The organism is Flavobacterium sp. PL02, assembly GCF_035013205.1.
Lineage (GTDB): Bacteria > Bacteroidota > Bacteroidia > Flavobacteriales > Flavobacteriaceae > Flavobacterium.
The window spans coordinates 55,229-80,784 of sequence record NZ_JAYGJP010000008.1 but is presented as its reverse complement, the minus strand read 5'-3'; the positions used below and the strand labels follow the sequence as shown (position 1 = coordinate 80,784).

Sequence of the window (25,556 nt, the reverse complement as noted above, 5' to 3'; positions counted from 1 at the left end):
CATGGAATCAAAAAAATTAATAATAGCGAGTTTATTTATATTTTGCTTTGGAATAAAAGCCAATGCACAATACATAACTGTCGATGATACAAAGACAGCTCAAGAATTAATACAGAATATATTAGTCAAAAATGACTGTGCAACAACATTAGATCCTATAGCATCTGGAGACACTTTTACTTATACTTTAAACTCAGATGGCACAAAAACACAAAGACAAAGTTATGCCTATTTTACTGCAGGTACAAGTAACTTCCCCTTTAAAGAAGGGGTTGTACTTAGTACTGGGACTAGCACAAAAGCTATTGGCCCGTTTATTGTTGATAATGGCGGAGGCGGCGGAACCACAAGTTATGCATGGAAAGGAGATAGAGATTTAGAGACAGCATTAAATTTAGTAAAAGATGAAACTTTCAATGCTACCGTTTTGGAATTTGATTTTGTTCCATTAACCAATTTTATAAGCTTTAATTATATTTTTGCATCAAATGAATATCAAGCAGATTTCCCATGTAGGTTCTCCGATGGTTTTGCTTTTCTCATAAAAGAAAGCGGAAGCACTGATTCTTATAAAAATTTAGCTGTAATACCAGGCACAAATACTCCAGTTTCCTCCACGAATGTTCATCTAGATGTCGAACTACCTTTAATAGTAATCCCAAATACCGATTATTCAACATGTCCTGCTGAAAACGAAAAATACTTTGAAAAATTAAACACAGGTACACCACTGGCTATGTTGTCTAGCGCAATAAATTATGCTGGACAAACTAAAGTAATGAAATCTGAAACCGATGTAATTCCTGGAAAAACATATCATATAAAATTAGTAGTTGCTGATGATCGCAATCCGTATTACGATTCGGCAATTTTCCTTCAGGCTGGAAGTTTTACTTCCAAAATTAATTTAGGCATGAACCGAGAGTCAAGTACAGACAATCCTGCATGTTATGGAGAAACAATAACACTAGACCCACAACTAAGTACAGTACCAGAAAGTGACGATCTTTATCAATACCAATGGTCTATAGACGGCGTGAAAATCCCTGAATCTGAAGGTGGTAAGAAGCGTAAACTTGATGTTACAGAAACTGGAACATACAAAATTATTGTAGAAATGACTCCCACAGATTGTAAGGTGGATGGCGAAATAAGAATTGAATTTGCGCCAGAAATTGTAGTAACTAATAGTACGTTAATTCAGTGCGACATAGATACAGATGGGTACACAACTTTTAATTTAACCAAAGCTGATGCACTAATAAAGAACAATGACCCTAAGGTAACTGTTGTATATTATGAATCATTATCTGATGCTGAGGCTAAATTAAATCCAATTCTCAATCCTACAAATTACACCAACACACAACATATTGATGCATTACCTCTTAACGGACTACAACATCAACAAATTCTTTATGCTAGAGTAGAAAACAAATATGGCTGTACTAAATATGCAGAACTTTCATTACAAATTGCTGGTAACATTGTACTTCCACCAACTCCTGTTGCCGAGTGTGATGAAGATACTGATGGAATATATCAATTTAACTTAAACACACAGGTTACTCCACAACTTTTAAATGGACTACCTTCCGGATTATTAGTGAACTATTATTTAAGTAATGACAATGCTATTACAGAGACAAATCCTCTACCTAATAGTTTTAAAAACACAATCCCTTTTGGTCAAACAATATATGCTCGCATCCTTAATGGTCCTGATTGTTATGCTGTAACTCCAATAGAATTGATAATACATGTATTCAATCCTCCTAATTTTGGTGATGAAACTGAGTATTTATGTAAAAACGCTACAATCTATTTATCAGTAGCAAATGGATTTGAAACTTATCAATGGAATGGTCCATCAGGCACAATATCTACCTCCGCATCTATTCCGGTAAACACCCCAGGTAATTACTCTGTAACAGTATCAGATGTAAATGGATGTTTGAAAACGAAGAAGTTTAAAGTCATAGCTTCTGATGTAGCAGTAATTACAGGAACACAAGTCAAAGATTTTTCTGCAAATGAAAATTCAGTTTTAATAGAATATACAGGAATAGGAAATTATGAATTCTCATTAGACGGAGAAAACTATCAAGCTGAGCCTTTATTCAAAGGTACTCCTGCGGGGATTTACAATGCCTTTGCAAGAGATAAAAATGGCTGCGGAACAACAATGTCTGCTCCTTTTTACGTTCTTGACTACCCAAGATTCTTCACTCCTAACGGAGATGGATATAATGATACCTGGAGAGTTAAGTATCTAGAACATTTACCTGACTATACTATTTCTATTTTTGATCGTTATGGTAAATTATTAAAACAAATGAATACCCTTAGCATGGGATGGGATGGAACTTACGGAGGTCGCCAACTACCATCAGATGATTATTGGTTTACATTGAAATTTGTAGATGGAAAAGAAGTTAAGGGACACTTTAGTTTAAAGAGGTAAAAAAAAGAAAGGAGATTTCAATCAAAAAAATCCAAATTCCTATACCTGACAATGCAAAGAATTTCAAATATTAAATTCTAAATTCCAAAAATTTTTTAATCAATAAAAAATCCCAAACTCCTTAATTGGAATTTGGGATTTCTATATTGAAATTTAAATCTTTTAGATTTTAAATCTTTTTCTATCAGTTTCAGTCAAATAGATTTTTCTCAAACGAATAGATTTTGGAGTTACCTCTACATATTCATCTTTTTGAATGTACTCTAAAGCTTCCTCTAATGAGAAAATAATTGGAGGGATGATTCTTGCTTTTTCATCATTTCCAGATGAACGAACGTTAGATTGTTTTTTCTCTTTAGTTACGTTCACACACATATCATCAGCACGAGAGTTTTCTCCAATTACCTGACCTTCGTAAATTTCAGCATTTGGTTCAACAAAAAACTTACCACGATCTTGTAATTTATCGATAGAATAAGGAATAGCTTTTCCTTTTTCCATAGAAATCAATGAACCTTTGTTACGTCCAGCAATTTCTCCTTTGTAAGGCTCATATCCAATAAAACGGTGAGACATAATAGCTTCACCAGCAGTAGCTGTAAGTAATTGATTTCTTAAACCAATAATTCCACGAGATGGAATATTGAATTTAATAATCATACGCTCGCCCTTAGTCTCCATACTCAACATTTCACCTTTACGAAGTGTTACGAACTCAACTGCTCTACCTGAAAGATTTTCTGGTAAATCGATTGTTAACTCCTCAATTGGCTCACATTTTTTACCATCAATTTCTTTGATGATAACTTGTGGTTGACCGATTTGTAATTCGTAACCTTCTCTTCTCATTGTTTCAATAAGAACAGATAAGTGAAGTACTCCACGACCAAATACCATGAATTTATCAGCAGAATCAGTTTCACCTAACTTCATAGCTAAGTTTTTCTCTAATTCTTTTGTCAATCTTTCTCTAATATGACGAGAAGTTACAAATTTACCCTCTTTACCAAAGAAAGGAGAGTCATTAATTGTAAACAACATACTCATTGTAGGCTCATCAATAGCAATTGTTTGTAAAGCTTCTGGATTTTCAATATCAGCGATAGTATCACCAATCTCAAAACCTTCAACTCCAATAATCGCACAGATATCACCTGCAATAACTTCTTCTACTTTTTTACGACCAAGTCCTTCAAAAGTGTGTAATTCTTTAATTCTTGATTTTATAACTTTACCATCTCTTTTTACCAAAGAAACTGCCATACCTTCTTTTAAAACTCCTCTTTCAAGACGACCAATAGCGATACGACCTGTAAATGCAGAGAAATCTAAAGATGTAATCAACATTTGTGGAGTTCCTTCAGAAACTTTAGGTGCAGGTACATTTTTGATTACCATGTCCAATAAAGGCTCAATGTTTTCAGTTTGGTTTTTCCAATCGTCAGACATCCAGTTGTTTTTAGCAGAACCATAAACAGTTGGGAAATCCAATTGCTCTTCAGTAGCTCCTAATTCAAACATTAAGTCAAAAACTTTTTCATGTACTTCTTCTGGAGTACAGTTTTCTTTATCAACTTTATTGATAACCACACAAGGCTTCAATCCTAAATCAATTGCCTTTTGTAATACAAAACGAGTTTGTGGCATTGGTCCTTCAAAAGCATCTACTAGCAAACATACACCATCGGCCATGTTTAGTACACGTTCTACTTCACCACCAAAATCGGCGTGACCAGGAGTATCAATAATATTGATTTTTGTTCCTTTATATTGAACTGATACGTTTTTAGAAGTAATAGTAATACCTCTCTCACGCTCTAAATCATTATTATCAAGAATTAAATCACCTGTGTTTTCGTTGTCACGAAATAACTGACAGTGATACATAATTTTATCAACCAAAGTGGTTTTACCGTGATCGACGTGGGCAATAATTGCAATATTTCTAATAGATTCCATCTGAGATTTTTAATGGGTGCAAAGGTACACTTTTTTTTAATATAAAAACTATTTAGACAATAGTTTACATATTCTTAACTGATTACACCCAAAAAATAGTTTTAAATCAAGGCTTTTAAATATCTTATAATTGATGTTTAATAATTTGGTAATTATTAATTATATTTGAGTAATGAAAAACAAAACCAATCAAATTACATTAATTTACTTTGTCATTTCTCTATTTCTGGCAATCATTTGCCATAAATACCTGCTTAACAATATTTCAAACACGCAATACTACTACTTCAGCTTCATAAAAGACCTAGTTTTCATCATTTTAACAGGTTTACTTTACAGGTTTATCCTATCAAAAAACGACGCCAGAAACATTACAGTGTTCGAAAAACTAAAGAAATCGAATGATGAAATCAAAGAATCAAATGAGAAATATAATATAGTTGCAAAAGCAACCAGCGACACTATTTGGGACTGGAAAATTCAAGAAGACAACATCACCTGGAACAAAGGAATCGAAAATGTGTTTGGGTACAAACCCGAAGAAGTTGGAGACAATTCCAGATGGTGGTTTGACAAAATTCACCCAGAAGACAGTATCAGAATGTCAGTAAAACTATATTCATTTATAGAACAAAAAACCGAAAAATGGCAAGACCAATATCGTTTTAGATGTGCCGATTCTACTTACAAATATGTTCTTCACCGAAGTTTTCTCTTAAAAGACGAAAACGGAAGAGCCATTAGGATGATTGGAGCTATACAGGATATCACAAAGCAAAAAGAAGAAGAACAACGACTAAAATTACTAGAAACAGTAATTACTCAATCCCGAGATTCTATACTAATTACCGAAGCAGATTCTCATGACGGTAAAATCCCACGAATCGTATATGTAAACCCATCTTTTACCAGAATGTCAGGATACCAATCCGAAGAAGTAGTAGGCAAATCTCCTAATATCTTTAAAGGCCCTAATTCCGACTCAAGCGAGCTTCAAAAATTAATAAAAGCAATAAAAAACAAAGAAGAATGCTTAATAGAAACCATTAGCTATACCAAAAGCAAACAAGAATACTGGGTTCGTTACTCCATGATACCTATTTTTAATGCCGAAAATATAGTTTCGCACTGGATCTCAATACAAAGAGACATAACTGAAGAGAAAAAACTTGAAAAAGAAAAAGAACACCTTATTCGAGAACTAACTCAGAACAATAAAGACTTAAAACAATTCTCATATATAACCTCACACAACCTTAGATCCCCTTTATCAAATCTAACTGGACTACTAAACCTTATCGAAGATATTCCAATTGAAAACGAAGAATTAAAAGAAATCTTAAACGGCTTTAACAAATCGACTCATTTACTAAACGAAACAATCAACGATTTAGTAAAAGTTATCATAATCAAAGACAATCCATCGATACAAAAAGAAGAAGTTTTACTAAATGAAGTTTTCGAAAATGTTTTCAATCAGCTAAACTTTCAAATTGAATTATACAAACCAATCATAAAACTAAAGTTTGAAAAAGTAACCGTATTAAACATAAACAAAGCATACATAGAAAGCATACTACTAAACCTATTAACCAATTCTATCAAATACAGATCTGAAGACCGTAAATTAAAAATTACCATTTCGGCCAATCAAATTAACGACAGTATAAGTTTAGTATTTAAAGACAACGGAATTGGAATTGACCTTGAAAGAAACAGAGATAAAGTTTTCGGACTTTACCAAAGATTCCACAACTATCCCGACAGTAAAGGACTTGGCTTGTACCTTGTAAAATCTCAAGTCGAAACAATGGGAGGCACAATTAGCATAGATAGCGAAGTCAATAAAGGAACTTCATTTACTCTAATATTCAAAAATAAATAAAATGTTTGATCAAATTTTATGCATAGACGACGACCCCATAGCACTAATGCTATGCAAAAAAGTAATCACCAAAGCTGCATTTTCTAATGAAATAATAACCGCACAAAACGGAGAAGAGGCTTTATTATACTTCAACACCCTTAAGTACAACACCAAACCCAACGATCTTAACAGCAAAAAACCAAGACTTATCTTCTTGGATTTAAATATGCCCGTAATGGGAGGCTGGGAATTTCTAGACCATTTCTCCACAGCTAACTACTCAGATTTCAACACCATCAACATAATCATACTATCCTCTACCATAGATCCAGATGACCTGGAAAAAGCAAAAAAATACCCCATGATACTCCACTTCCTATCAAAACCAATCACCCTACAAATGCTTGAATACATAAAAGACAAAATGGGTATTTAAACGAAAAACTCCTTAATAATTAAATTACTAAGGAGTTTTTTTTTAGAGCATAAAAAAAGCTCTCCAAAAGAGAGCTTTTTAATATATTTTAAGCAAATTGTATGATTACAATTTAGCTACATGTTTCGTTAATTTAGATTTTAAATTAGACGCTTTGTTATCATGAATGATATTCTTTTTCGCTAATTTATCAATCATAGAAATTACAGTTGATAATTTTGAAGTAGCATCTTGCTTATCAGTAGCTATTCTTAATGCTTTAATAGCATTACGAGTAGTTTTATGTTGATATCTGTTAAGGACTCTTCTTTTTTCGTTACTTCTGATTCTTTTTAACGCTGACTTATGATTTGCCATTTTTTTTTAATTTTAGATGTAATAATTATTATAAATACTAGTTAAAAAAGAAAAGCCTCCCACAATTGCAAAACAATCACTTTAGCTTTAACTAATAAAACAAAAACCGAGACACCAGCTTCTATTTTACAAAACTTATTTACAACTAATTTAGTAGTCCGTAAGGGAATCGAACCCCTGTTACCAGGACGAAATCCTGAAGTCCTAACCCCTAGACGAACGGACCAGTATTCTTCTAAGTTTTTAATAAATTATTCAAAAGTTGAAATTGTAGCCCGTAGCGGAATCGAACCGCTCTTACATGGATGAAAACCATGCGTCCTAACCGATAGACGAACGGGCCATTGTATTTTCAATATTCAAATAACTTTTAACCTGCAAAAAAAGTAGTAGCCCGTAGCGGAATCGAACCGCTCTTACATGGATGAAAACCATGCGTCCTAACCGATAGACGAACGGGCCTGCTTCTGTATTGCGGTTGCAAAGATACAACTGTTTTTTAGATGCACAATAGCTGAAGCAAAAAAAATTAAAAAAATTAATACGCCTTAGCAAAAAGCACTCTTCTTGAAGAAGAATTACCAGTAAACACACAGGTTCCCGCCTCTTCTACTCCATCCAAAGGAATACATCTAATTGTTGCTTTCGTTAAATCTTTAATCTTCTCTTCTGTAGCTGCAGTACCATCCCAATGAGCTGATACAAAGCCACCTTTATTCTCTAAAACATCTTTAAACTCATCAAAATTATTTACCTCTGTAATATGAGTATTTCGATAATCTAATGCTTTATTATACAAATCAACTTGAATTTGACTCAATAAATCGTTCACATAAGTCACAATTCCATCTTTCGAAACTGTTTCTTTAGTTAACGTATCTCTTCTTGCAATTTCAAAAGTTCCATTTTCTAAATCTTTAGGACCAACCGCAATTCGAATCGGCACTCCTTTTAATTCATATTCATTAAACTTGAATCCTGGCTTTTGTGTAGTTCTATCATCATACTTCACAGCTATATTCAGCTTTCTTAACTGAGAAACCAATTCATTTACCACAACAGTAATTTCACCTAGCTGCTCATCTGTTTTATGAATAGGAACAATCACTACTTGTATAGGTGCTAAATTTGGAGGCAAAACCAATCCTTTATCATCTGAGTGCGTCATTACTAAAGCCCCCATTAATCTCGTAGAAACTCCCCAAGAAGTTCCCCACACATATTCCTGCTTCCCTTCGGCATTTGCAAACTTCACATCAAATGCTTTTGCAAAGTTTTGTCCTAAGAAATGAGAAGTTCCTGCTTGCAATGCTTTACCATCTTGCATTAACGCTTCAATACAATAAGTTTCTTCAGCACCTGCAAATCGTTCCGTTTCTGTTTTTATTCCTTTTACAACTGGAATCGCCATAAAATTTTCAGCAAAATCAGCATATACATTCATCATTTTCTCTGACTCTTCAACAGCTTCACTTTTCGTAGCGTGGGCTGTATGACCTTCCTGCCACAAGAATTCGGCTGTTCTTAAAAACAATCGAGTTCTCATTTCCCAACGAACCACATTCGCCCATTGATTAATTAATAAAGGTAAATCACGATATGACTGTACCCATCCTTTATAGGTAGACCATATAATAGCCTCACTTGTAGGACGAACAATTAACTCTTCTTCTAGTTTCGCATTAGGATCAACCATAAGCTTTCCTGGCTTATCGGGATCATTCTTTAATCTATAATGAGTAACAATAGCACATTCTTTTGCAAATCCTTCTGCATTTTTCTCCTCAGCTTCAAACATGCTTTTTGGAACAAATAACGGAAAGTAGGCATTTTGATGTCCTGTTTCTTTAAATTTTCGATCTAACTCAGCCTGCATTTTTTCCCAAATAGCATATCCGTACGGCTTAATAACCATACATCCTCTAACTCCTGAATTCTCGGCTAAATCCGCTTTTACAACCAGCTCGTTATACCATTTTGAATAATCTTCTGATCTTGTAGTAAGGTTCTTACTCATATTGAATAGTTTGGCACAAATTTTGTTTAACTTATTTTAACTAAATAGTTCCACAAAACTAACTATTTTTGTATTGTCCAACAATAAAAAATTCCACAGATATGAAAACTAATATTTTTTTCCAAAAAAACACGGCTCTTTTTTCCATTACAGCCTTATTGTGTTTTCTAGTAACTTCGTGTGGTTCTTATCAAAATAGTTCTTATTATGACAACGATGGCATATATAGAACATCATCTAATAATTACACAGAAAGAGTTACTACTAGCAGCACCAATAATCAATACAAAGATTATTTTAGCTCCCTACAAAACAATGACGAACCTACAGAAATCTTTACAAATGTTGATAATTATGGTTCTTATAACGAATCTGATGACAGCATAGCAAACTCAAGCATTAGTTATGCAGGTTGGGGAAGTAATGTTCAAGACGTATCTGTAAACATATACCCTAATACTTGGGGATTATCTTTTGGTTTTGGTTACCCTTATTATGGTGGCTTTGGTTACGGTTACGGATGGGGTTATCCATATTATGGTGGCGGATGGGGCTACCCATCATACTATCCTTATTATGGATACAGACCTTATTATGGTTACCGATACAACGACTACTCTTATAACTATGGCCCCAGAGGTTCTTACTACAATAATAGCGCAGGCCGTAATAATAGCTATTACAACAATAGAAGTTATTCTAGAAACTCTAACTACTCTGTAAACAGAAGAGGAAGTAGCGACTATACTAATTCCCGAACTACAAACTTTACCAACAGAAGAGGAAATAGCAACTATACCGACTACAGAAGAAGTGATTCTCAGAACTCTAACTACAACACTAACAGAAGAGGAAATACCAACTCAAATTATACAGATTACAGAAGAAACGACTCTTATAATACAACAAGAAATACCAACGGTAATTCTAATTACACTAGAAGAGATCAATCTTCGGGTTCACAAAACAGTACATATACTCCAACACGAAGAGATAACAACGGTAGCACTCCAACCAGAAGCTATAATCCTGGTTCATCTACTCCAACCAGAACCTATACCCCTTCTAGCTCTCCATCCAGATCATACAGCCCTAGCTCATCAGGCGGCGGAGGAAGAATGTCTGGCGGTGGTGGCGGAGGCGGCGGAAGATCTTCTGGCGGCGGAAGAAGATAATTTACATCTTCTTTAAAACGAATTAAAACCTATTTATCTGAACATGAAAAAGTATATATTCCTAATCCTTACTGGACTATCTATTAACGCAATACACTCTCAGGGTATTTCTGACGCAATGCGTTACTCACAAGACAACCTAAACGGAACTGCTCGTTTCCGCGCTATGGGTGGTGCATTTGGAGCGCTTGGTGGTGATTTATCATCTTTAAATATCAACCCTGCCGGTTCTGCTGTATTTGCAAATAACCAGTTTGGTGTAACCTTAAGTAATTACAACACAAAGAACAACTCTAATTATTTTGGCGCAAAAACTAACGAAAGCAATAATTCATTTATACTGAATCAAGCTGGAGGAGTTTTAGTTTTTAATAATTATCATTCAAAAAGTAACTGGAAAAAAATATCCGTAGCTGTTAATTACGAAAACACTAACAACTACAACAACGATATATTTTCTGCTGGAGTAAACCCAACAAATTCTATAGACCAATACTTTTTAGACTATGCTAACACAGGTAATGGTGGCGCGCCAGTGCCTCAAGAATTTGTTAGAACAAATAAAGGAGAAAGTATAAGTAGCCTATATCGATATCTAGGCAATAGCTTACCTAGCTACCAATACCCTGGACTAAGCGGATATTCAGCACAGCAAGCCATGTTAGGTTACCAAGGATTCATAATCGACCCAATGGACGCTAATAATCCAAATAGCCAATACCTATCTCTTGTTCCTGCTGGAGGAAATTATTATCAAGAAAATGAAATTCATACCAATGGCTATAATGGCAAGCTATCCTTTAATGCTGCAACATCCTATAAAGACAAACTATACATAGGAATAAACTTAAACTCTCATTTTACTGATTATACAAGAAATACAAGTTTTTACGAACACAATAACAACAACACAAGCGCAAATTACAAGATAGACAGAGCCTTTTTTGACAATCAACTATATACGTACGGAACAGGTTTCTCTTTCCAAGTAGGTGCTATTGCCAAAGTAACTGACCAAGTACGATTAGGTCTTGCTTACGAATCGAATACTTGGTACAAACTCTACGATGAAACGACTCAATCATTAGTAACTGTACAAAGCAATAACACTGGAGAATTAGATCCTACTATAGTTGACCCACAAATAGTGAACATATATGAATCATACAAACTGCAAACTCCAGGAAAATGGACCGCAAGTTTTGCATACGTATTTGGAAAAACTGGTTTATTAAGTGTTGATTATGCTATTAAAGATTATGGCAACACTAAGTTTAAACCAACAAACGACAGTTTTTTTAGAGGAGTAAATAATACTATGAGCGACCAATTGACTAATAGTAGCGAAGTACGAATTGGCGCGGAATACAAAATCAAACTACTTAGCTTAAGAGCTGGTTACAGATTTGAACAAAGCCCATACAAAAACAGCTCTACAATTGGTGATTTAAACGGTTATTCTGGAGGTCTAGGATATAACTTTGGCTCTACTAAGGTAGATTTAGCTTATTCTTATGCTAAGAGAAATTCTCATCAAGCATTCTTTAGTCAAGGATTTACTGATGGCGCTAATATTAACACAAAATTCAATAACGTTTCATTGACCATGTTATTTGAATTATAATTAGCATAAACAAAACATATAAAAATCCGTCTCGATAAGAATCAGACGGATTTTTTTTAGCCCTGATGGAAGCAGCATCCTATTTCTGGCTTCTTTAGACAGAAAAAGATATAGCGGACAACAGGTTCCAGCTCCCAGAACTCATAACAACAACTTCAGAAAAAAGAAGGAATCATGGTGTTTCTAGGAATAAAAAATGTAATTTTGCACTCCAATTTATAAAAGTATGAGAACCAAGTCTTTAAAAAAGAATAAAATCAACGTAATCACTCTTGGGTGTTCGAAAAATGTATATGATAGTGAAGTACTTATGGGTCAACTTCGCGCCAGCGGAAAGGAAGTAACACATGAAGCTCCTGCTGCCGAAGAAGGCAATATTATTGTAATAAACACTTGTGGTTTTATTGATAATGCTAAAGCAGAATCAGTAAACATGATTTTAGAGTACGCAGATAAGAAAGAAAAAGGATTAGTAGATAAAGTTTTCGTGACAGGATGTCTGTCTGAACGTTACAGACCTGACTTAGAAAAAGAAATCCCAAATGTTGACCAATATTTTGGTACAACTGAATTACCTCAATTATTAAAAGCACTAGGAGCTGATTATAAACATGAATTATTAGGTGAACGTTTAACTACAACTCCTAAAAATTACGCTTATTTAAAAATTGCTGAAGGTTGCGACAGACCTTGTAGTTTTTGTGCTATTCCGCTTATGCGTGGAAAACACGTATCGCAAACTATTGAAAAATTAGTAAAAGAAGCTGAAGGCTTAGCCAAAAATGGTGTAAAAGAATTAATCTTGATTGCTCAGGATTTAACTTATTATGGCCTTGACATATACAAGAAAAGAAATTTAGGCGAATTACTTGAAGCTTTAGTAAAAGTAGAAGGTATTGAATGGATTCGTTTGCATTACGCCTTCCCTACTGGTTTCCCGATGGACGTTCTTGAAATCATGAAACGCGAGCCAAAGATTTGTAATTATATTGATATTCCGTTGCAGCACATTTCGGATTCGGTTTTAAAATCAATGCGTCGTGGTACAACTCAAGAAAAAACAACAAAATTATTAAAAGACTTCCGTAATGCTGTTCCAGGAATGGCTATTAGAACTACACTTATTGTAGGTTACCCAGGAGAAACTCAAGAGGATTTTAATATTCTTAAAGATTTTGTTCAGGAAATGAAATTTGACAGAATGGGTTGTTTTGCTTATTCTCATGAAGAAAACACACACGCTTATTTACTTGAAGACGATGTTCCGGATGATGTTAAACAAGCTCGTGCTAATGAAATCATGGAATTACAATCTCAAATTTCATGGGATTTAAACCAAGAGAAAGTAGGACAAACTTTTAAATGTATTATCGATAGAAAAGAAGGTGGTCATTTTGTTGGAAGAACAGAGTTCGATAGTCCTGATGTTGACAATGAAGTATTAATTGATGCGTCTAAAAACTATCTAAAAACTGGAGAATTTGTTAATATTAAAATAATAGAAGCTACAGAATTTGATTTATACGGTGAACCTGTTTAAATTTACAATACATTTTTTTTTGAATATTTGATTTTAAAACATAAGACATGAAAACAATTCAAACAGCAATAGTATTTGCCTTTATGTTATTTTTTGCAAACTCTGTTTCTGCTCAATACGGAAACGGGTACGGTAATGGCTATGGTGGCGGTGGCTACGGTGGTGGTGGTTACGGCGGCGGCAGAATGAATGGTAGCATGAGCCAAGGTATGGGACAGATGGGTAATACCAGCAAACCCAAAGAGACTCCTGTTGAGGAAATTGTTGCCACAATAATGGAAGAACTAAAGCCTGAACTTAACCTTGATGCGTTACAAGAAATTGCAGTATCGAATGTTTTAATTGAAAGTATAAAAGAACAAGGTATACTTTTGAAAAACGAAAGTAGCAGCCAAGATGATAAAATAAAACAAATTCAAGCTCTTTCTGAAGTTACCAATAAACGAGTATCTGATTTTTTAAACAAAGATCAAAAAGAGAAGTACACTGTTTTTATGGAGCAACGCAAAAATCAAACTGGTTCCAAGAAAGCTAAGAAAAAGAAAAAATAATTGTTTTCTCTAAACATAAAAACAATTTCAAGATATGAAAAAGTATTTTTACTGTCTGATTACAGCAATTGCAATTACTTCTTGCTCAACAAATCCTTATAAGAGCAGCGAAAAAGTATACGACCAGCAACTTAAGACTCTTGAAGATAAAATTACTAGCAAAGAGGCTCAGCCTATACCAGCACCAACTGTAGCTGTAAGTATAGATACTTCGTACGCTAAGCAATTACATATTTACAGAGACTCTCTTTCGATAACAGGATCGACTCCGTTACAAAATGGTATTAATACGGAATGGATTGGTACCGTAAATTTTAATTTACGCAAACCAAACTTCATCATTATTCACCATACAGCACAGGATTCTTTACAACAAACCGTAAATACTTTTACTAAAGTAAAAACGCAAGTAAGTGCTCACTATATTATCTCCAGAGATGGTAAAGTGGTACAAATGCTAAACGATTATTTACGTGCTTGGCATGCTGGTAACTCGACTTGGGGAAAAAATACCGATCTTAATTCTTCTTCGTTAGGTATCGAATTAGACAATAACGGAACTGAGCCTTTCTCTGAAACACAAATTAGTAGCTTAATTGCTCTATTAACGAGATTGAAAAAAGAATATAATGTTCCCGCACAAAACATTTTGGGACATGGAGATATTGCTCCGGGAAGAAAACAAGACCCTAGTAAATTATTTCCTTGGAAAACACTAGCTGGTCTAGGTTTTGGGATTTGGCAAGATGAAATTCTGGAAGAAGCCCCGTTTGATTTTAAAATAGAACCTGCTTTACGCATCATAGGTTACAATACAAAGAATCTTACATCGGCAATTACCGCTTTTAAACTCCATTATATTCAAACCGAAGTTGATGGCGTATTAGATAGAAAAACAATAAATACTATTTATTCTATCTACAAAAAACAATAAAAAGAGATTGTACAATATATAAAAACACGTTTTAGCCTTTCTAAAACGTGTTTCTTTTTATAGAGACAATTCTAAATAAAAAAAACTGCCAAAACATAGTTATGTTTTGACAGCTTAAAAAAAAAAAAAAAAATATCAATCTTAATATCTTAAAAAGAATAAATAGCAGCTACCAATGCGAAGACCATCTTGCCAGTTGGGGCAGAATTACTGTCAAGAAAAATATCTTCGGAAGCACTATCTAGTCTTAACTCTGGAATTATCGTCATATTTCCAACTTTATAATTAAGTGATAACGTATTTGCAAAAACACTAGAGCCCGCAAGCGTTCCTAAACTTACGGCAGCATCTTTGGCATCAAAATATTCTATTCTATAAGCTAGTCCAAGATTATCCTTGAACTTATAATATGCATATCCTACTAATGAAAACCATTCCCCATCAAGATCACTATCAAAATCGTTTGTAGTTTTTGCATAAGTAGCATTAAATCCTAAAGAAAATGCATCGTTAATTGCCTTTGTTCCCACAAAATCAATTTGCGTTTTATTTTCCCCAGTTGGCACAACTGTAGTTCCCGGAGTTGGATTTGTACTTCCTGAGGTGAAATTTAAATAAGCACTTCCAGTATCAGCTATATATGCCAATTGTCCAACATAAGTTTTCTGACTAGAACCAGCCTCCATTGCCGATTTAAAATCTGTTGGGTTAGTGATACCAAACATAGCACTGAATTCTCCGTTTGTATATTGTGCTTTTACTCCTGTATTAAAGAACGGTCCGTATGAAAACGCGTAAGACATACTGTAATTTTTATTATCGACGGCATCTAATAACTCATATCCTATATGAGTACCAAAACTACCTGCTGTTATTGAAAAACTATCCGATAAATCATATTTAAGGAATAACTGTTTAATTAAAAAAGACGGTTCATTATTATTATACTCATTATAAGAGAACTCGGCCGCTCTTGTTCCAAATCCTAAATCGACAAAAGCAGAAGCCTTTCCAAATTTATGCGAGGCTTCAAGTGACGCCATTCCTAGTTCGAATGAGTCCTGAGAATTTGTAAAACTAGTTAAACCGTTTTGTTGTTTAGAAAAATCATATTTGTAATAAACATCTGCTGACCCTCCAAATGTAGTTGCTGGAGCAGTAGTTTCTTTATCTTCTTGGGCAAAAGCAAAAGAACTCGTTAACATCAAAGCTAAAATATGTATTACTTTTTTCATGTTTAAGATGGTTTTAGTTAATAATTTGGTTTTAGTTAATAATTTGGTTATAGTTAATAATTGGTTTGGTTATTTTATAAATGCCATTTATATTCTATATGATATCAAAGAACTGCAGTAACTTAAAACATGTTTCTGAGGCGAATTTATTAACTTTTAGATTAGATAATCATATAAAAATTATTTTTTTGATGCGTTTTTGAAAGAATTACGGATTACAAAAATTACACTACTTAATTATTGTTATTTTACATTTTACAGGTACGTTTTTAAAAAATATAATAATCAATAAAAGCAAAAAATATCAACTTTAATACAAAAAACACAAATACACCCAAAAACAAACAGGGTTAAATACAAAAAATAAACACCATAAATAGCTAATACCCATAAAAAACATAGGTATAAGCATTTTTAATTAAAAACAACAAAAATCATCAATCTAAACACACACAGAAAAACACTCAACCATAATTCCTACAAAAACAAAAGACACAAAATACACAATCACGCCTCTAAAAATGTATTTTAAAAGAGCAAAATCTAACTAACTAAAAAGGAGAAAATCCTACCTATTAAATATTATAGATAATAAAAATCCAAAATACTCACAGATACAGCATCACAACTATGCATTAATAAAACAACCTAAGAAATCTATTAATAGACAAAAACACTATCTAAAAAGATTAAAAGAGAATATCTCTCAGAATGGGAATTACAAAAAGAAGAGGATTATTTTTGAGCAAAAAAAAAGTCCCAATCCGAAAATTCGGATTGGGACTTTACTATTTATTTAAAGCTGACTATTTCTTAGCTAAAGCTGCACTCATTTCCATAGAAATTGCAGAACGCTCCATCTTTAATTTTCCTGACATTGTTTCGATAACTACAGTTGTTTCTGCAAGTTCTGAAACTTTACCATGAAGACCACTTTTTGTTATTATCTTATCACCTACTTTTAGGCTACTTTCGAATTCTTTTTCATTTTTTGCACGTTTTTGTTGCGGTCTAATCATAAAGAAATAGATTACCACAAACATTAATAGAAACGGTGCAAATTGAGTTAATTGTTCCATAATTTAAATTCTGTTTTTATTTAATTGATTATTACATTAAACCACGACCAGCTTTAATTAGCTTTTTGCTAGCCTCTAGTTCTTTTACAAGATTATCTAAAATCCCGTTGATAAAAATACTACTTTTTGGTGTAGAATACTCTTTTGCAATTTCTAAATATTCGTTAAGAGTTACTTTTACTGGAATTGAAGGGAATTTCAAAAATTCACAAATTGCCATTTTCAAAATAATAGTATCAATTTCGGCAATACGATCACTATCCCAGTTTGGTGTTTTATCTACATATTCTTTAGCAAATTCGGTTTCGTTTAAAACTGTTTTTCTAAACAAGTCTTTTACAAAATCTCTATCCTCATTGTCTTTATACAATTTCGGAACTCTAAAATTATCATCTTCTCCAGCCGTAATCGCTTTTAATTGTTTGATAATATGTGTATTTACAACAGGAATATCATCTACCCAAGTAAGCTTATCATCTTCTAGATACTCATATAATTTTTCATTAGGAACGATTACTTCTGTAAATAAATCAACAATAAACTGTTTGTCTTCTTCAAACGTATTTACTGTATTACTCATGTATTTAGCATACTGCTTACTCGCTTTTATATCGTTAAGAAGTAATAAAATATAATCGTCATTTAATGACCAATTATCAATTTTACGATTCTCCATCGCTATACTAAAAGAATTATTTTCGGCTAGGATTTGAAAAATTGCATTTTTAACGAATTTTTCATTTGGATTACGCTCTTGAGGAGTTGCAAGATGTTTTTTGCTTGATAAGTGTAAAAATATAGTTTCTTTTTTACAAATTTCGATTAACGAAGAAAGCATCACAAGATATAAATCCTGAATATTGTCAATACTATAAAAAAGAAACTTTTCTTCTTTTTCAAGATTATCAGAACCGTTTTGATGCATCGCATAAATGGACTGCATTACTTTAACGCGTATGTGTCTTCTATTTACCACCTTGTAAGAACATTTAAAAATTAGTTTGCAAAAATAAGAATTTCATGCCTTATAATAAAATTTATATTTACTTTATTTAAGAATAGTTTTCAGCCGCAGTCGCAGTTTGTACCAATAAAAAAGAGTCGCAGTTTTCAGTGCAAAAAAAAGTCTCAGTTTTCAGTCTCAGTTTACACTTAGGCACTGAGACTGAAAACTGAGACTATAAACCAAACTAGTTTTTATTTTTTGCTATTCTCAATTTTTCTTAAATCGATACGATTTTGAGCAATTGTTAACGCAGCTTGGTGTGTAGTTATACCATTTTTAATAGCATAATCAAAAATCTCAAGCGTTGTATTGTAAATATTTTCTGTCTTACGCATGATCTCAGCTTTGTCATAATGCTCTAACTCAGCGTAAACATTAATAATTCCACCAGCATTAATCAAGAAATCCGGAGCATAAAGTATTCCTCTTTCTTGTAATATTAAACCGTGAACATTCTCGTTTGCCAATTGGTTATTAGCCGCACCAGCAATAACTTTAGCTTTTATTTTCTTTACAGTATCATCGTTTAATGTTGCTCCCATTGCACATGGTGCATAAACATCAACATCTGCACTATATATATCATCTCCTGCAAAAATAGTCGCACCGTATTTAGCCGCCACTTCATACAATTTTTCTTCGTTGATATCTGTAATAGTAACGATAGCACCTTCTTTAGTTAAATAATCAACCAAAGTTTCTCCTACGTGTCCAATTCCTTGTACTAATACTTTTTTACCAGCTACACTATCCGAACCAAATTGTTGTTTTACTGCAGCTTTCATTCCTAAAAACACACCGTAAGCTGTAACAGGAGAAGGGTTTCCTGAACCACCTCTTTCTTCAGAAATTCCAGTAACATAAGGAGTAACATCTCTTACAATGTCCATATCTCTGGTTTCCATACCAACATCTTCGGCAGTAATATATCTTCCGCTTAAAGAATGTACAAATTCTCCAAACTTACGCATCAATTCTGGTGTTTTCTGAGTTTTAGCATCCCCGATAATAACGGCTTTACCTCCACCTATGTTTAATCCCGTAATAGCTGCTTTGTAAGTCATCCCTCTAGAAAGACGCAAAACATCGTTTAATGCTTCCCATTCGTTAGCATAATTAAACATCCTTGTTCCTCCCAAAGCAGGTCCCATAACTGAATTATGAATACCAATAATTGCTTTTAAACCTGTATCTTTGTCGTTGCAAAATACAATTTGTTCGTGATCATCAAACGATAGTTGACCAAAAACGGGATCCATTTTTTGAAGTTCCTTTCCAGTTGCAAAAGCTGCATTCATAGCAATAATTTTTATTAGTTAAAATTACGAATTTGTCAAAAAGACATTTCAAATTTATACAAAAAATATACATACAGCATTTTTTTAATTAAAAAATAACAATCCAACAATTAAATATTTTCTAACGAAAATCCTGTAAATTGCTTTAAATCGACACTTATTAGCAAAATAATTTTATTTCAACATAGAATATCTTAAAAAAATGAAAGAATTACGTTATTTAAACAAATATTTTATTAAATATAAATACAGTTTTTCCTTAGGAATTTTTATCACAATAATCGCACAAATATTTTCATTATTTACGCCTAAACTTATAAGTAAATCATTAAGTGCTATTGAGAAGTTTGATAAACTCCCAAAAGCCGAGAAAGCATCTGAAGCTGTATTGTCTTTTTACAGAGAGGAACTCATACACAACGTTTTACTAATTATCGCTACAACTATTGTTGCCGGTTTCCTTACTTTTTTAATGAGACAAACCTTAATTGTTATGTCTCGTCATATCGAATTTGACCTGAAAAATGAGGTTTTTCAGCAATATGAAAAACTATCCCAAAATTTCTACAAACAAAACCGAACTGGTGATTTAATGAATCGTATTAGCGAGGATGTTTCTAAAGTACGTATGTATGTAGGTCCGGCGGTAATGTACACGATTAACACCTTTATTCGTTTTGCAATCGTAATTATATATATGTATAATGTTTCGCCTCTTTTAACTTTATACACCATTTTACCATTACCAATATTATCGTATTGTATTTTTAAATTAAGTACCGAAATCAATAAACGTAGTACTGTTTTTCAACAATATTTATCGAAAGTTTCAAGCTTTACCCAAGAAATTTTCTCAGGGATTCGAGTTATTAAAGCCTACTCACTAGAAAATCAACACCAAAACAATATGGTTGATTTAGCAAATGAAAGCAAAAGCAAAAGTTTAAACCTTGCCAAAGTACAATCCTTATTTGGCCCATTAATGATTGCTTTAATAGGAATCAGTAATCTTGTCGTAATTTATTTTGGTGGAGTAATGTACATTAACGGAAGCATCAAAAGCCTTGGAACAATAGCTGAGTTTATTTTATATGTAAACATGCTTACCTGGCCTGTAGCTTCTCTTGGTTGGGTTTCATCAATGGTACAAGAAGCCGAAGCATCACAAAAAAGATTAAATGAGTTCCTGAAAATCGAACCAGAGATCAAGAACAACAATCCAAACCATTCGCCTATCGATGGTACAATTGCTTTTGAGAATGTGACCTATACTTACGAAGACACTAATATAACAGCTCTTAAAGATGTATCGTTTACAGTAAAAAAAGGTGAAACCTTGGCTATTTTAGGTAAAACAGGCTCAGGAAAATCAACGATATTATCTTTAATTTCACGCTTATATGATGTTCCTCAAGGACAAATCACGATAGACGGTAATGAAATAAGTAAATTAAATCTCAACGATTTACGCAACAACATTGGGATTGTACCTCAGGATGCATTCTTGTTTTCAGATAGTATTAAAAACAACATTAAGTTCGGTAACCAAAACGCAACCGACGAGGAAGTTATTGAGGCTGCAAAAAACGCTGTAGTTCATGATAATATTATTGGTTTTAACAAACAGTACGACACAATATTAGGAGAAAGAGGAATTACTCTTTCGGGCGGACAAAAACAACGTGTTTCTATTGCCAGAGCTATCATCAAGAACCCAGCTATCTTACTTTTTGACGACTGTTTATCTGCTGTAGATACTGAAACCGAAGAAACGATTTTAAACAACTTATTTGAGATTTGTAAAGACAAAACTACCATAATTGTGAGTCACCGTGTGTCGTCTGCCAAAAACGCAGATAGAATTATCATACTAGAGGAAGGAAAAATCATTCAACAAGGTTCTCATAATCAATTGATAAATCAAGAAGGGTATTATTCGGCACTATATTTAAAACAACTTTCCGAAAAAGAATTACTTTAATTGTTGTATAATAGATATTTTTTTAAGATTTTTGATTGCTATTAAATAAAAAAATTGATAGAACGGATTATGAGAGAAAATGACATGTTAGAAAAAGAAGAGATTTTTTCTAAAGTACTACGAGCAGGAAGAAGGACCTATTTCTTTGATGTAAGAGCTACAAAAGCAGACGATTACTATATCACGATTACCGAAAGCAAAAAATTTACAGAAGAAGACGGTTCTTTCCATTTTAAGAAACATAAAATTTACTTGTATAAAGAAGATTTTAACGCTTTCGCCGAAATTCTAGGAGAAATGACTTCTTATGTTTTAAACCATAAAGGAGAAGAAGTAATCTCAGAAAGACATCAGAAAGATTTTAAAAAAGAATACAGTTCTGAAAAAGAAGAAGTTGTATCTCACAGGTCGAGTTTTACAGATATTGATTTTGATGACATTTAATCAAATCACTGATAAGAAGTAGAAAGTCCAAAATCTAGTCAATTTTTGGACTTTTTTTATATCTTTTAAATTTCAAAAACATCTACAATGGAAGCAAATTTATTAATATTACCAGGTCTTGGTGATTCTGGCGAAAAACATTGGCAAATTTATTGGCTTAAAAAATTTAAAAATGCTACTAAACTCGTTCAGGATAATTGGGATGAACCTGTATTAAAAGATTGGCTCGAAAGATTAAATGAAATAATTTCTAAAATAGATAGTCCAACTATTTTAGTTGCTCATAGCCTTGCTGTATCTCTTGTTATGCATTGGGCAAAGACTAATAATAACCCACACATTATAGGCGCTTTACTTGTTGCTCCTGCCGATGTAGATTCTCCTATACATACACCCGATTCTATTCGTAATTTCTCTCCAATACCAACTACAAAATTACAATTCCCGTCTATTGTCGTAGGAAGCCAAAATGACGAATATGCCACTATAGAAAGAACCGCCTATTTTGCCGAAATGTGGGGAAGTGATTTTATCGACGTTGGCTTAAAAGGACATATCAATTCAGCATCAGACCTGGAATATTGGGAAGAAGGACAAGAAATATTAAAGCAATTGATTGCGAAAATTAACTTGAGTTAAGTATTCAGTTTTCAGTCGCAGTTTCGGATTACAATAACTCAAACTGAGATTACAAACCTAAAATGCAAACTGAAACTGCGACTGAAAACTAATTACCCAATTCTTAACCCGTTTTCAATTTTAAAATCTGGCGCTAATAAAATAACGTCACCGTCCTCACCTACTGCACCAATTACTAGACATTCGCTCATAAATTTCCCTATTTGTTTTCTCGGAAAATTAACCACACCAACTATTTGTCTGTTTAATAAATCTTCTTTTGAATATCGTTTGGTAATTTGTGCCGATGATTTTCGGATTCCGATTTCTGTTCCAAAATCTATTGTAAGCTGATACGCTGGTTTACGAGCTTCGGGAAAATCATCTACTTGTGTAATTGTTCCCACTCTCATTTCTACTCTTTCAAATTCTGACCAACTTAAATCCATATTTTATTGAATTATTATTTTGCAACCTATTAATATTGTAAGTATTACAATTAATTATATAACATATATTTTTTTATAGCTTTTACTTTTACTAAAATCAAATAACAAGCTCTAATTTAAAAAATATAAAAATGGAAAATATTCAAATTAGCCCTAGCCAATCTCTTAGAGATTCTCAGTTTAACTTAACTCAACCATCTACAGACAAATATATAGAAACCGCATCAAATGTAAAACTATATGTAAAAGATTATGGGCAAGGAAAACCCGTTATTCTTATTCATGGTTGGCCCCTTTCTAATGAAATGTGGGAATACCAAATAGACTTTTTAGTTCAAAACAATTGTCGGGTAATTGCCTATGATCGTAGAGGATTTGGTAAATCTTCGCAGCCTTGGGACGGATATGATTATGATACCCTGACTGATGATTTAAAAGAAATTATCGAACAACTGGAATTGGAAGATGCAACTCTTGTAGGTTTTTCTATGGGTGGTGGCGAAGTAGTACGTTATTTTAGTCGTCACGGCGGAAAAGGAGTAACTAAAGCTGCTTTAATTTCTTCGATTATACCTTATCTGCCAAAAACCGATGATAATCCTGAAGGTCGTCCGAAAGAAAAAAGTGAAGCAACGGCAAGCGCAATCAAAGAGGACAGAATAGAATTTCTAGATAATTTTGGAAAAACTTTTTTTGGGATAACAATTATCAACCGTCCATTAAGTAATTCCTTATTAGATTATTACAAGATGTTATGTTCCTTTGCTTCTCCGAGAGCCACCTTAAAATGTGCTGAATCGTTTTCTACAACTGATTTTAGAGATGAACTTGACTCTATAAATGTACCTACTTTAATTATTCATGGTGATGCCGACAAAATAGTTCCTATTGAACTTACGTCAAAAAAAGCAGCCGAATCAATTAATAATACTACTTATATTATTTATGAAGGCGCACCTCACGGATTATTTTATACGGAAAAAGATAAACTAAATGCCGATTTATTAAGTTTTTTAAATTCATAAATTACACATAAATATCCAAAGAGCTAAATACTAACAAATAAAAGCTTCTTTGGATATTTTTTTGATAGTTATGCCCTCTTATGCAGAATTTTAAAGTTAAATTTGAATACTAAATTTTCTACAAAATGGCACGAACTCTTTCAAATATGTTACCATTGGGCACTTTGGCACCTCAATTTAAATTAAAAGATACCAATTCTAATTTTGAATACTCTTATAATGATTTAAAAGGCACAAAGGGAACTCTTGTTATGTTTATATGTAATCATTGCCCATTTGTGCTTCATGTAATCGAGGAGGTTGTTATGATTGCCAATGACTATCGTGTGCAAGGAGTAGGAGTTATAGCTATTTCTAGCAATGATGCCAATGCATATCCTCAAGATGGTCCTGAGTTTATGACTGAGTTTGCTTTTACTCATAAAATAGATTTCCCATATCTATATGATGAAACCCAAGAAGTTGCCAAAGCTTTTGACGCTGCTTGTACTCCAGATTTTTTCTTATTTGATAATCAGGATAAATTGTTCTATCGTGGACAACTAGACGATTCAAGACCTGGTAACGGAATTACTCTTAGCGGAAGCGATTTAAGAAACGCCATAGACTCCCTAATTTATAACCGAAATATCAAAAATCCGCAGAAGCCAAGCATCGGTTGCAATATTAAATGGAAATAAAAACCAATCATTAAAAAAGATTGATTAACTTTGCAAATCACAATAATTCATCTCATGTTGAGCATTATACAATTGACAATCATTTCGTTGTTGTTTTCTTCTACAAGAAAACCACGTGTCGTTGTATTAAATTCGCACACCAAGGCCTTCGTAAATTAGGCCTCCGTCTATTTCAATTTCTTCTTTCAGGCGGAGGATTACATTTTAAAATTTAATTATTTATTTTATTTACAATAGGATTTTCCTTTGTATTAAAATTTACTTTTTCCACGCCTTTTACATTTTTACATTTTTCAGATTTACAATAAACATTAATCCTGTATTTTAAATTAAAACAAATACAAGGCTTTTGAGATTGCCTAAAACAAAAATCTCATTCTAATAAAAATAATATAATAGATATGAAACCAACACCCACTTTCTGTTCAACAGATTATCAACTCTTAAGGGAATTGATACTAAAGAGTAAAAACTCTACAAATTCTAAAGAAGCTGGACAACTTGCTCAAGAATTAGACCGAGCTGTTATTAGCAAAGGCGATACTCTAGACGAATCGATTATAAGAATTAATTCGCATGTTACGATTGAAGATGTTAAGGCAAAAAAACAAATGAAAATTCAGATTGTTCTACCTTCACACGCTGACGTAAAAGAAGGAAGAATTTCTATCCTGGCACCTTTAAGTGTAGCTATAATTGGCTTTAAAGAAAATGACGAAGTTGATTGGGAACTACCTGCTGGAATAAAGACTTTAAAAATAATTGCTGTATCTAACGTACTACCTGTAAGCAATTAATAATTTTTAAACACCTCACT

At 33.1% G+C, this 25,556-nt stretch carries 22 protein-coding genes and 3 tRNA genes; 14 read left to right on the top strand and 11 right to left on the bottom strand.

What is annotated here, in order from left to right:
• Nucleotide 1: 1 nt before the first annotated feature.
• Nucleotides 2-2,464, top strand: a complete 2,463-nt coding sequence (locus SHI72_RS18875) for a choice-of-anchor L domain-containing protein (RefSeq protein WP_323491028.1) — start codon at nucleotides 2-4, stop codon at nucleotides 2,462-2,464.
• 162 nt (nucleotides 2,465-2,626) lie between these two features.
• On the opposite strand, the gene typA is transcribed toward SHI72_RS18875, so the two are convergent.
• Complete coding sequence (typA, locus tag SHI72_RS18870; protein WP_039116078.1) at nucleotides 2,627-4,423, bottom strand: translational GTPase TypA; 1,797 nt, start codon at nucleotides 4,421-4,423, stop codon at nucleotides 2,627-2,629.
• Nucleotides 4,424-4,595: 172 nt separating this feature from the next.
• Here typA and SHI72_RS18865 point away from each other — a divergent pair, with 172 nt between their 5' ends.
• On the top strand, nucleotides 4,596-6,308 hold the full coding sequence (locus tag SHI72_RS18865; RefSeq protein ID WP_323491027.1) for a PAS domain-containing protein: 1,713 nt from the start codon (nucleotides 4,596-4,598) through the stop codon (nucleotides 6,306-6,308).
• Between the two features lies 1 nt (nucleotide 6,309).
• Nucleotides 6,310-6,726 (top strand): response regulator, encoded by a 417-nt coding sequence (locus tag SHI72_RS18860; RefSeq protein ID WP_323491026.1) that lies wholly within the window; start codon nucleotides 6,310-6,312, stop codon nucleotides 6,724-6,726.
• Nucleotides 6,727-6,831: 105 nt separating this feature from the next.
• On the opposite strand, the gene rpsT is transcribed toward SHI72_RS18860, so the two are convergent.
• The 5 genes from rpsT to proS form a co-directional block, all read right to left on the bottom strand.
• Complete coding sequence (gene rpsT / locus SHI72_RS18855) at nucleotides 6,832-7,083, bottom strand: 30S ribosomal protein S20 (RefSeq protein WP_035622425.1); 252 nt, start codon at nucleotides 7,081-7,083, stop codon at nucleotides 6,832-6,834.
• A 154-nt stretch (nucleotides 7,084-7,237) separates the two neighbouring features.
• Nucleotides 7,238-7,309: transfer RNA gene (locus tag SHI72_RS18850), tRNA-Glu, on the bottom strand.
• A gap of 45 nt (nucleotides 7,310-7,354) precedes the next feature.
• Nucleotides 7,355-7,426, bottom strand: a tRNA-Glu gene (locus SHI72_RS18845).
• A gap of 47 nt (nucleotides 7,427-7,473) precedes the next feature.
• Nucleotides 7,474-7,545 (bottom strand) — tRNA-Glu (locus SHI72_RS18840).
• Nucleotides 7,546-7,621: 76 nt separating this feature from the next.
• On the bottom strand, nucleotides 7,622-9,100 hold the full coding sequence (gene proS / locus SHI72_RS18835; RefSeq protein ID WP_039116082.1) for a proline--tRNA ligase: 1,479 nt from the start codon (nucleotides 9,098-9,100) through the stop codon (nucleotides 7,622-7,624).
• A 101-nt stretch (nucleotides 9,101-9,201) separates the two neighbouring features.
• Here proS and SHI72_RS18830 point away from each other — a divergent pair, with 101 nt between their 5' ends.
• The 5 genes from SHI72_RS18830 (at nucleotide 9,202) to SHI72_RS18810 (ending at nucleotide 14,924) form a co-directional block, all read left to right on the top strand.
• Nucleotides 9,202-10,275, top strand: a complete 1,074-nt coding sequence (locus tag SHI72_RS18830; RefSeq protein ID WP_323491024.1) for a hypothetical protein — start codon at nucleotides 9,202-9,204, stop codon at nucleotides 10,273-10,275.
• 43 nt (nucleotides 10,276-10,318) lie between these two features.
• The gene (locus SHI72_RS18825; RefSeq protein ID WP_323491023.1) at nucleotides 10,319-11,899 is read left to right on the top strand and encodes an OmpP1/FadL family transporter; all 1,581 of its coding nucleotides are present in this window, start codon (nucleotides 10,319-10,321) and stop codon (nucleotides 11,897-11,899) included.
• A 226-nt stretch (nucleotides 11,900-12,125) separates the two neighbouring features.
• Complete coding sequence (rimO, locus tag SHI72_RS18820) at nucleotides 12,126-13,439, top strand: 30S ribosomal protein S12 methylthiotransferase RimO (protein ID WP_039117583.1); 1,314 nt, start codon at nucleotides 12,126-12,128, stop codon at nucleotides 13,437-13,439.
• A gap of 47 nt (nucleotides 13,440-13,486) precedes the next feature.
• Nucleotides 13,487-13,990: a hypothetical protein gene (locus SHI72_RS18815; RefSeq protein ID WP_039116094.1), complete on the top strand. Its 504-nt coding sequence runs from the start codon at nucleotides 13,487-13,489 to the stop codon at nucleotides 13,988-13,990.
• A 34-nt stretch (nucleotides 13,991-14,024) separates the two neighbouring features.
• Entirely contained in the window at nucleotides 14,025-14,924 is a 900-nt protein-coding gene (locus tag SHI72_RS18810; RefSeq protein WP_039117584.1) for an N-acetylmuramoyl-L-alanine amidase, read from the top strand.
• Between the two features lie 149 nt (nucleotides 14,925-15,073).
• Here the strand turns inward: SHI72_RS18810 and SHI72_RS18805 are convergent, their stop codons facing one another.
• The 4 genes from SHI72_RS18805 to SHI72_RS18790 all read right to left on the bottom strand — a co-directional run bounded on the left by SHI72_RS18805 (nucleotide 15,074) and on the right by SHI72_RS18790 (nucleotide 19,542).
• Nucleotides 15,074-16,159 carry an outer membrane beta-barrel protein gene (locus SHI72_RS18805; RefSeq protein WP_323491022.1) on the bottom strand — a complete coding sequence of 362 codons (1,086 nt, stop codon included), beginning with the start codon at nucleotides 16,157-16,159 and terminating at the stop codon, nucleotides 15,074-15,076.
• 806 nt (nucleotides 16,160-16,965) lie between these two features.
• Nucleotides 16,966-17,238, bottom strand: coding sequence for a preprotein translocase subunit YajC (gene yajC, locus SHI72_RS18800; RefSeq protein WP_039115484.1), 273 nt, complete (start codon nucleotides 17,236-17,238; stop codon nucleotides 16,966-16,968).
• 31 nt (nucleotides 17,239-17,269) lie between these two features.
• Nucleotides 17,270-18,181, bottom strand: coding sequence for a transcription antitermination factor NusB (gene nusB, locus SHI72_RS18795; RefSeq protein WP_086895232.1), 912 nt, complete (start codon nucleotides 18,179-18,181; stop codon nucleotides 17,270-17,272).
• A gap of 254 nt (nucleotides 18,182-18,435) precedes the next feature.
• Nucleotides 18,436-19,542, bottom strand: a complete 1,107-nt coding sequence (locus SHI72_RS18790) for a Glu/Leu/Phe/Val family dehydrogenase (RefSeq protein WP_039115485.1) — start codon at nucleotides 19,540-19,542, stop codon at nucleotides 18,436-18,438.
• Between the two features lie 202 nt (nucleotides 19,543-19,744).
• Between SHI72_RS18790 and SHI72_RS18785 the strand changes: the two genes are divergently transcribed.
• From SHI72_RS18785 to SHI72_RS18775, 3 genes are all read left to right on the top strand, one after another.
• Nucleotides 19,745-21,523 (top strand): ABC transporter ATP-binding protein, encoded by a 1,779-nt coding sequence (locus tag SHI72_RS18785; RefSeq protein WP_039115486.1) that lies wholly within the window; start codon nucleotides 19,745-19,747, stop codon nucleotides 21,521-21,523.
• A 69-nt stretch (nucleotides 21,524-21,592) separates the two neighbouring features.
• Nucleotides 21,593-21,967, top strand: a complete 375-nt coding sequence (locus tag SHI72_RS18780; protein WP_039115487.1) for a PUR family DNA/RNA-binding protein — start codon at nucleotides 21,593-21,595, stop codon at nucleotides 21,965-21,967.
• Nucleotides 21,968-22,054: 87 nt separating this feature from the next.
• Nucleotides 22,055-22,606: an RBBP9/YdeN family alpha/beta hydrolase gene (locus SHI72_RS18775; RefSeq protein ID WP_039117587.1), complete on the top strand. Its 552-nt coding sequence runs from the start codon at nucleotides 22,055-22,057 to the stop codon at nucleotides 22,604-22,606.
• Nucleotides 22,607-22,698: 92 nt separating this feature from the next.
• Here the strand turns inward: SHI72_RS18775 and SHI72_RS18770 are convergent, their stop codons facing one another.
• Nucleotides 22,699-23,034 carry a tRNA-binding protein gene (locus SHI72_RS18770; protein ID WP_323491021.1) on the bottom strand — a complete coding sequence of 112 codons (336 nt, stop codon included), beginning with the start codon at nucleotides 23,032-23,034 and terminating at the stop codon, nucleotides 22,699-22,701.
• Nucleotides 23,035-23,165: 131 nt separating this feature from the next.
• Here SHI72_RS18770 and SHI72_RS18765 point away from each other — a divergent pair, with 131 nt between their 5' ends.
• The 3 genes from SHI72_RS18765 to SHI72_RS18755 all read left to right on the top strand — a co-directional run bounded on the left by SHI72_RS18765 (nucleotide 23,166) and on the right by SHI72_RS18755 (nucleotide 25,536).
• Nucleotides 23,166-24,059 (top strand): alpha/beta hydrolase, encoded by an 894-nt coding sequence (locus SHI72_RS18765; RefSeq protein ID WP_323491020.1) that lies wholly within the window; start codon nucleotides 23,166-23,168, stop codon nucleotides 24,057-24,059.
• 125 nt (nucleotides 24,060-24,184) lie between these two features.
• Complete coding sequence (locus SHI72_RS18760; RefSeq protein WP_323491019.1) at nucleotides 24,185-24,739, top strand: thioredoxin family protein; 555 nt, start codon at nucleotides 24,185-24,187, stop codon at nucleotides 24,737-24,739.
• 401 nt (nucleotides 24,740-25,140) lie between these two features.
• Complete coding sequence (locus SHI72_RS18755; RefSeq protein ID WP_039115494.1) at nucleotides 25,141-25,536, top strand: GreA/GreB family elongation factor; 396 nt, start codon at nucleotides 25,141-25,143, stop codon at nucleotides 25,534-25,536.
• The last annotated feature ends 20 nt before the right edge of the window (nucleotides 25,537-25,556 follow it).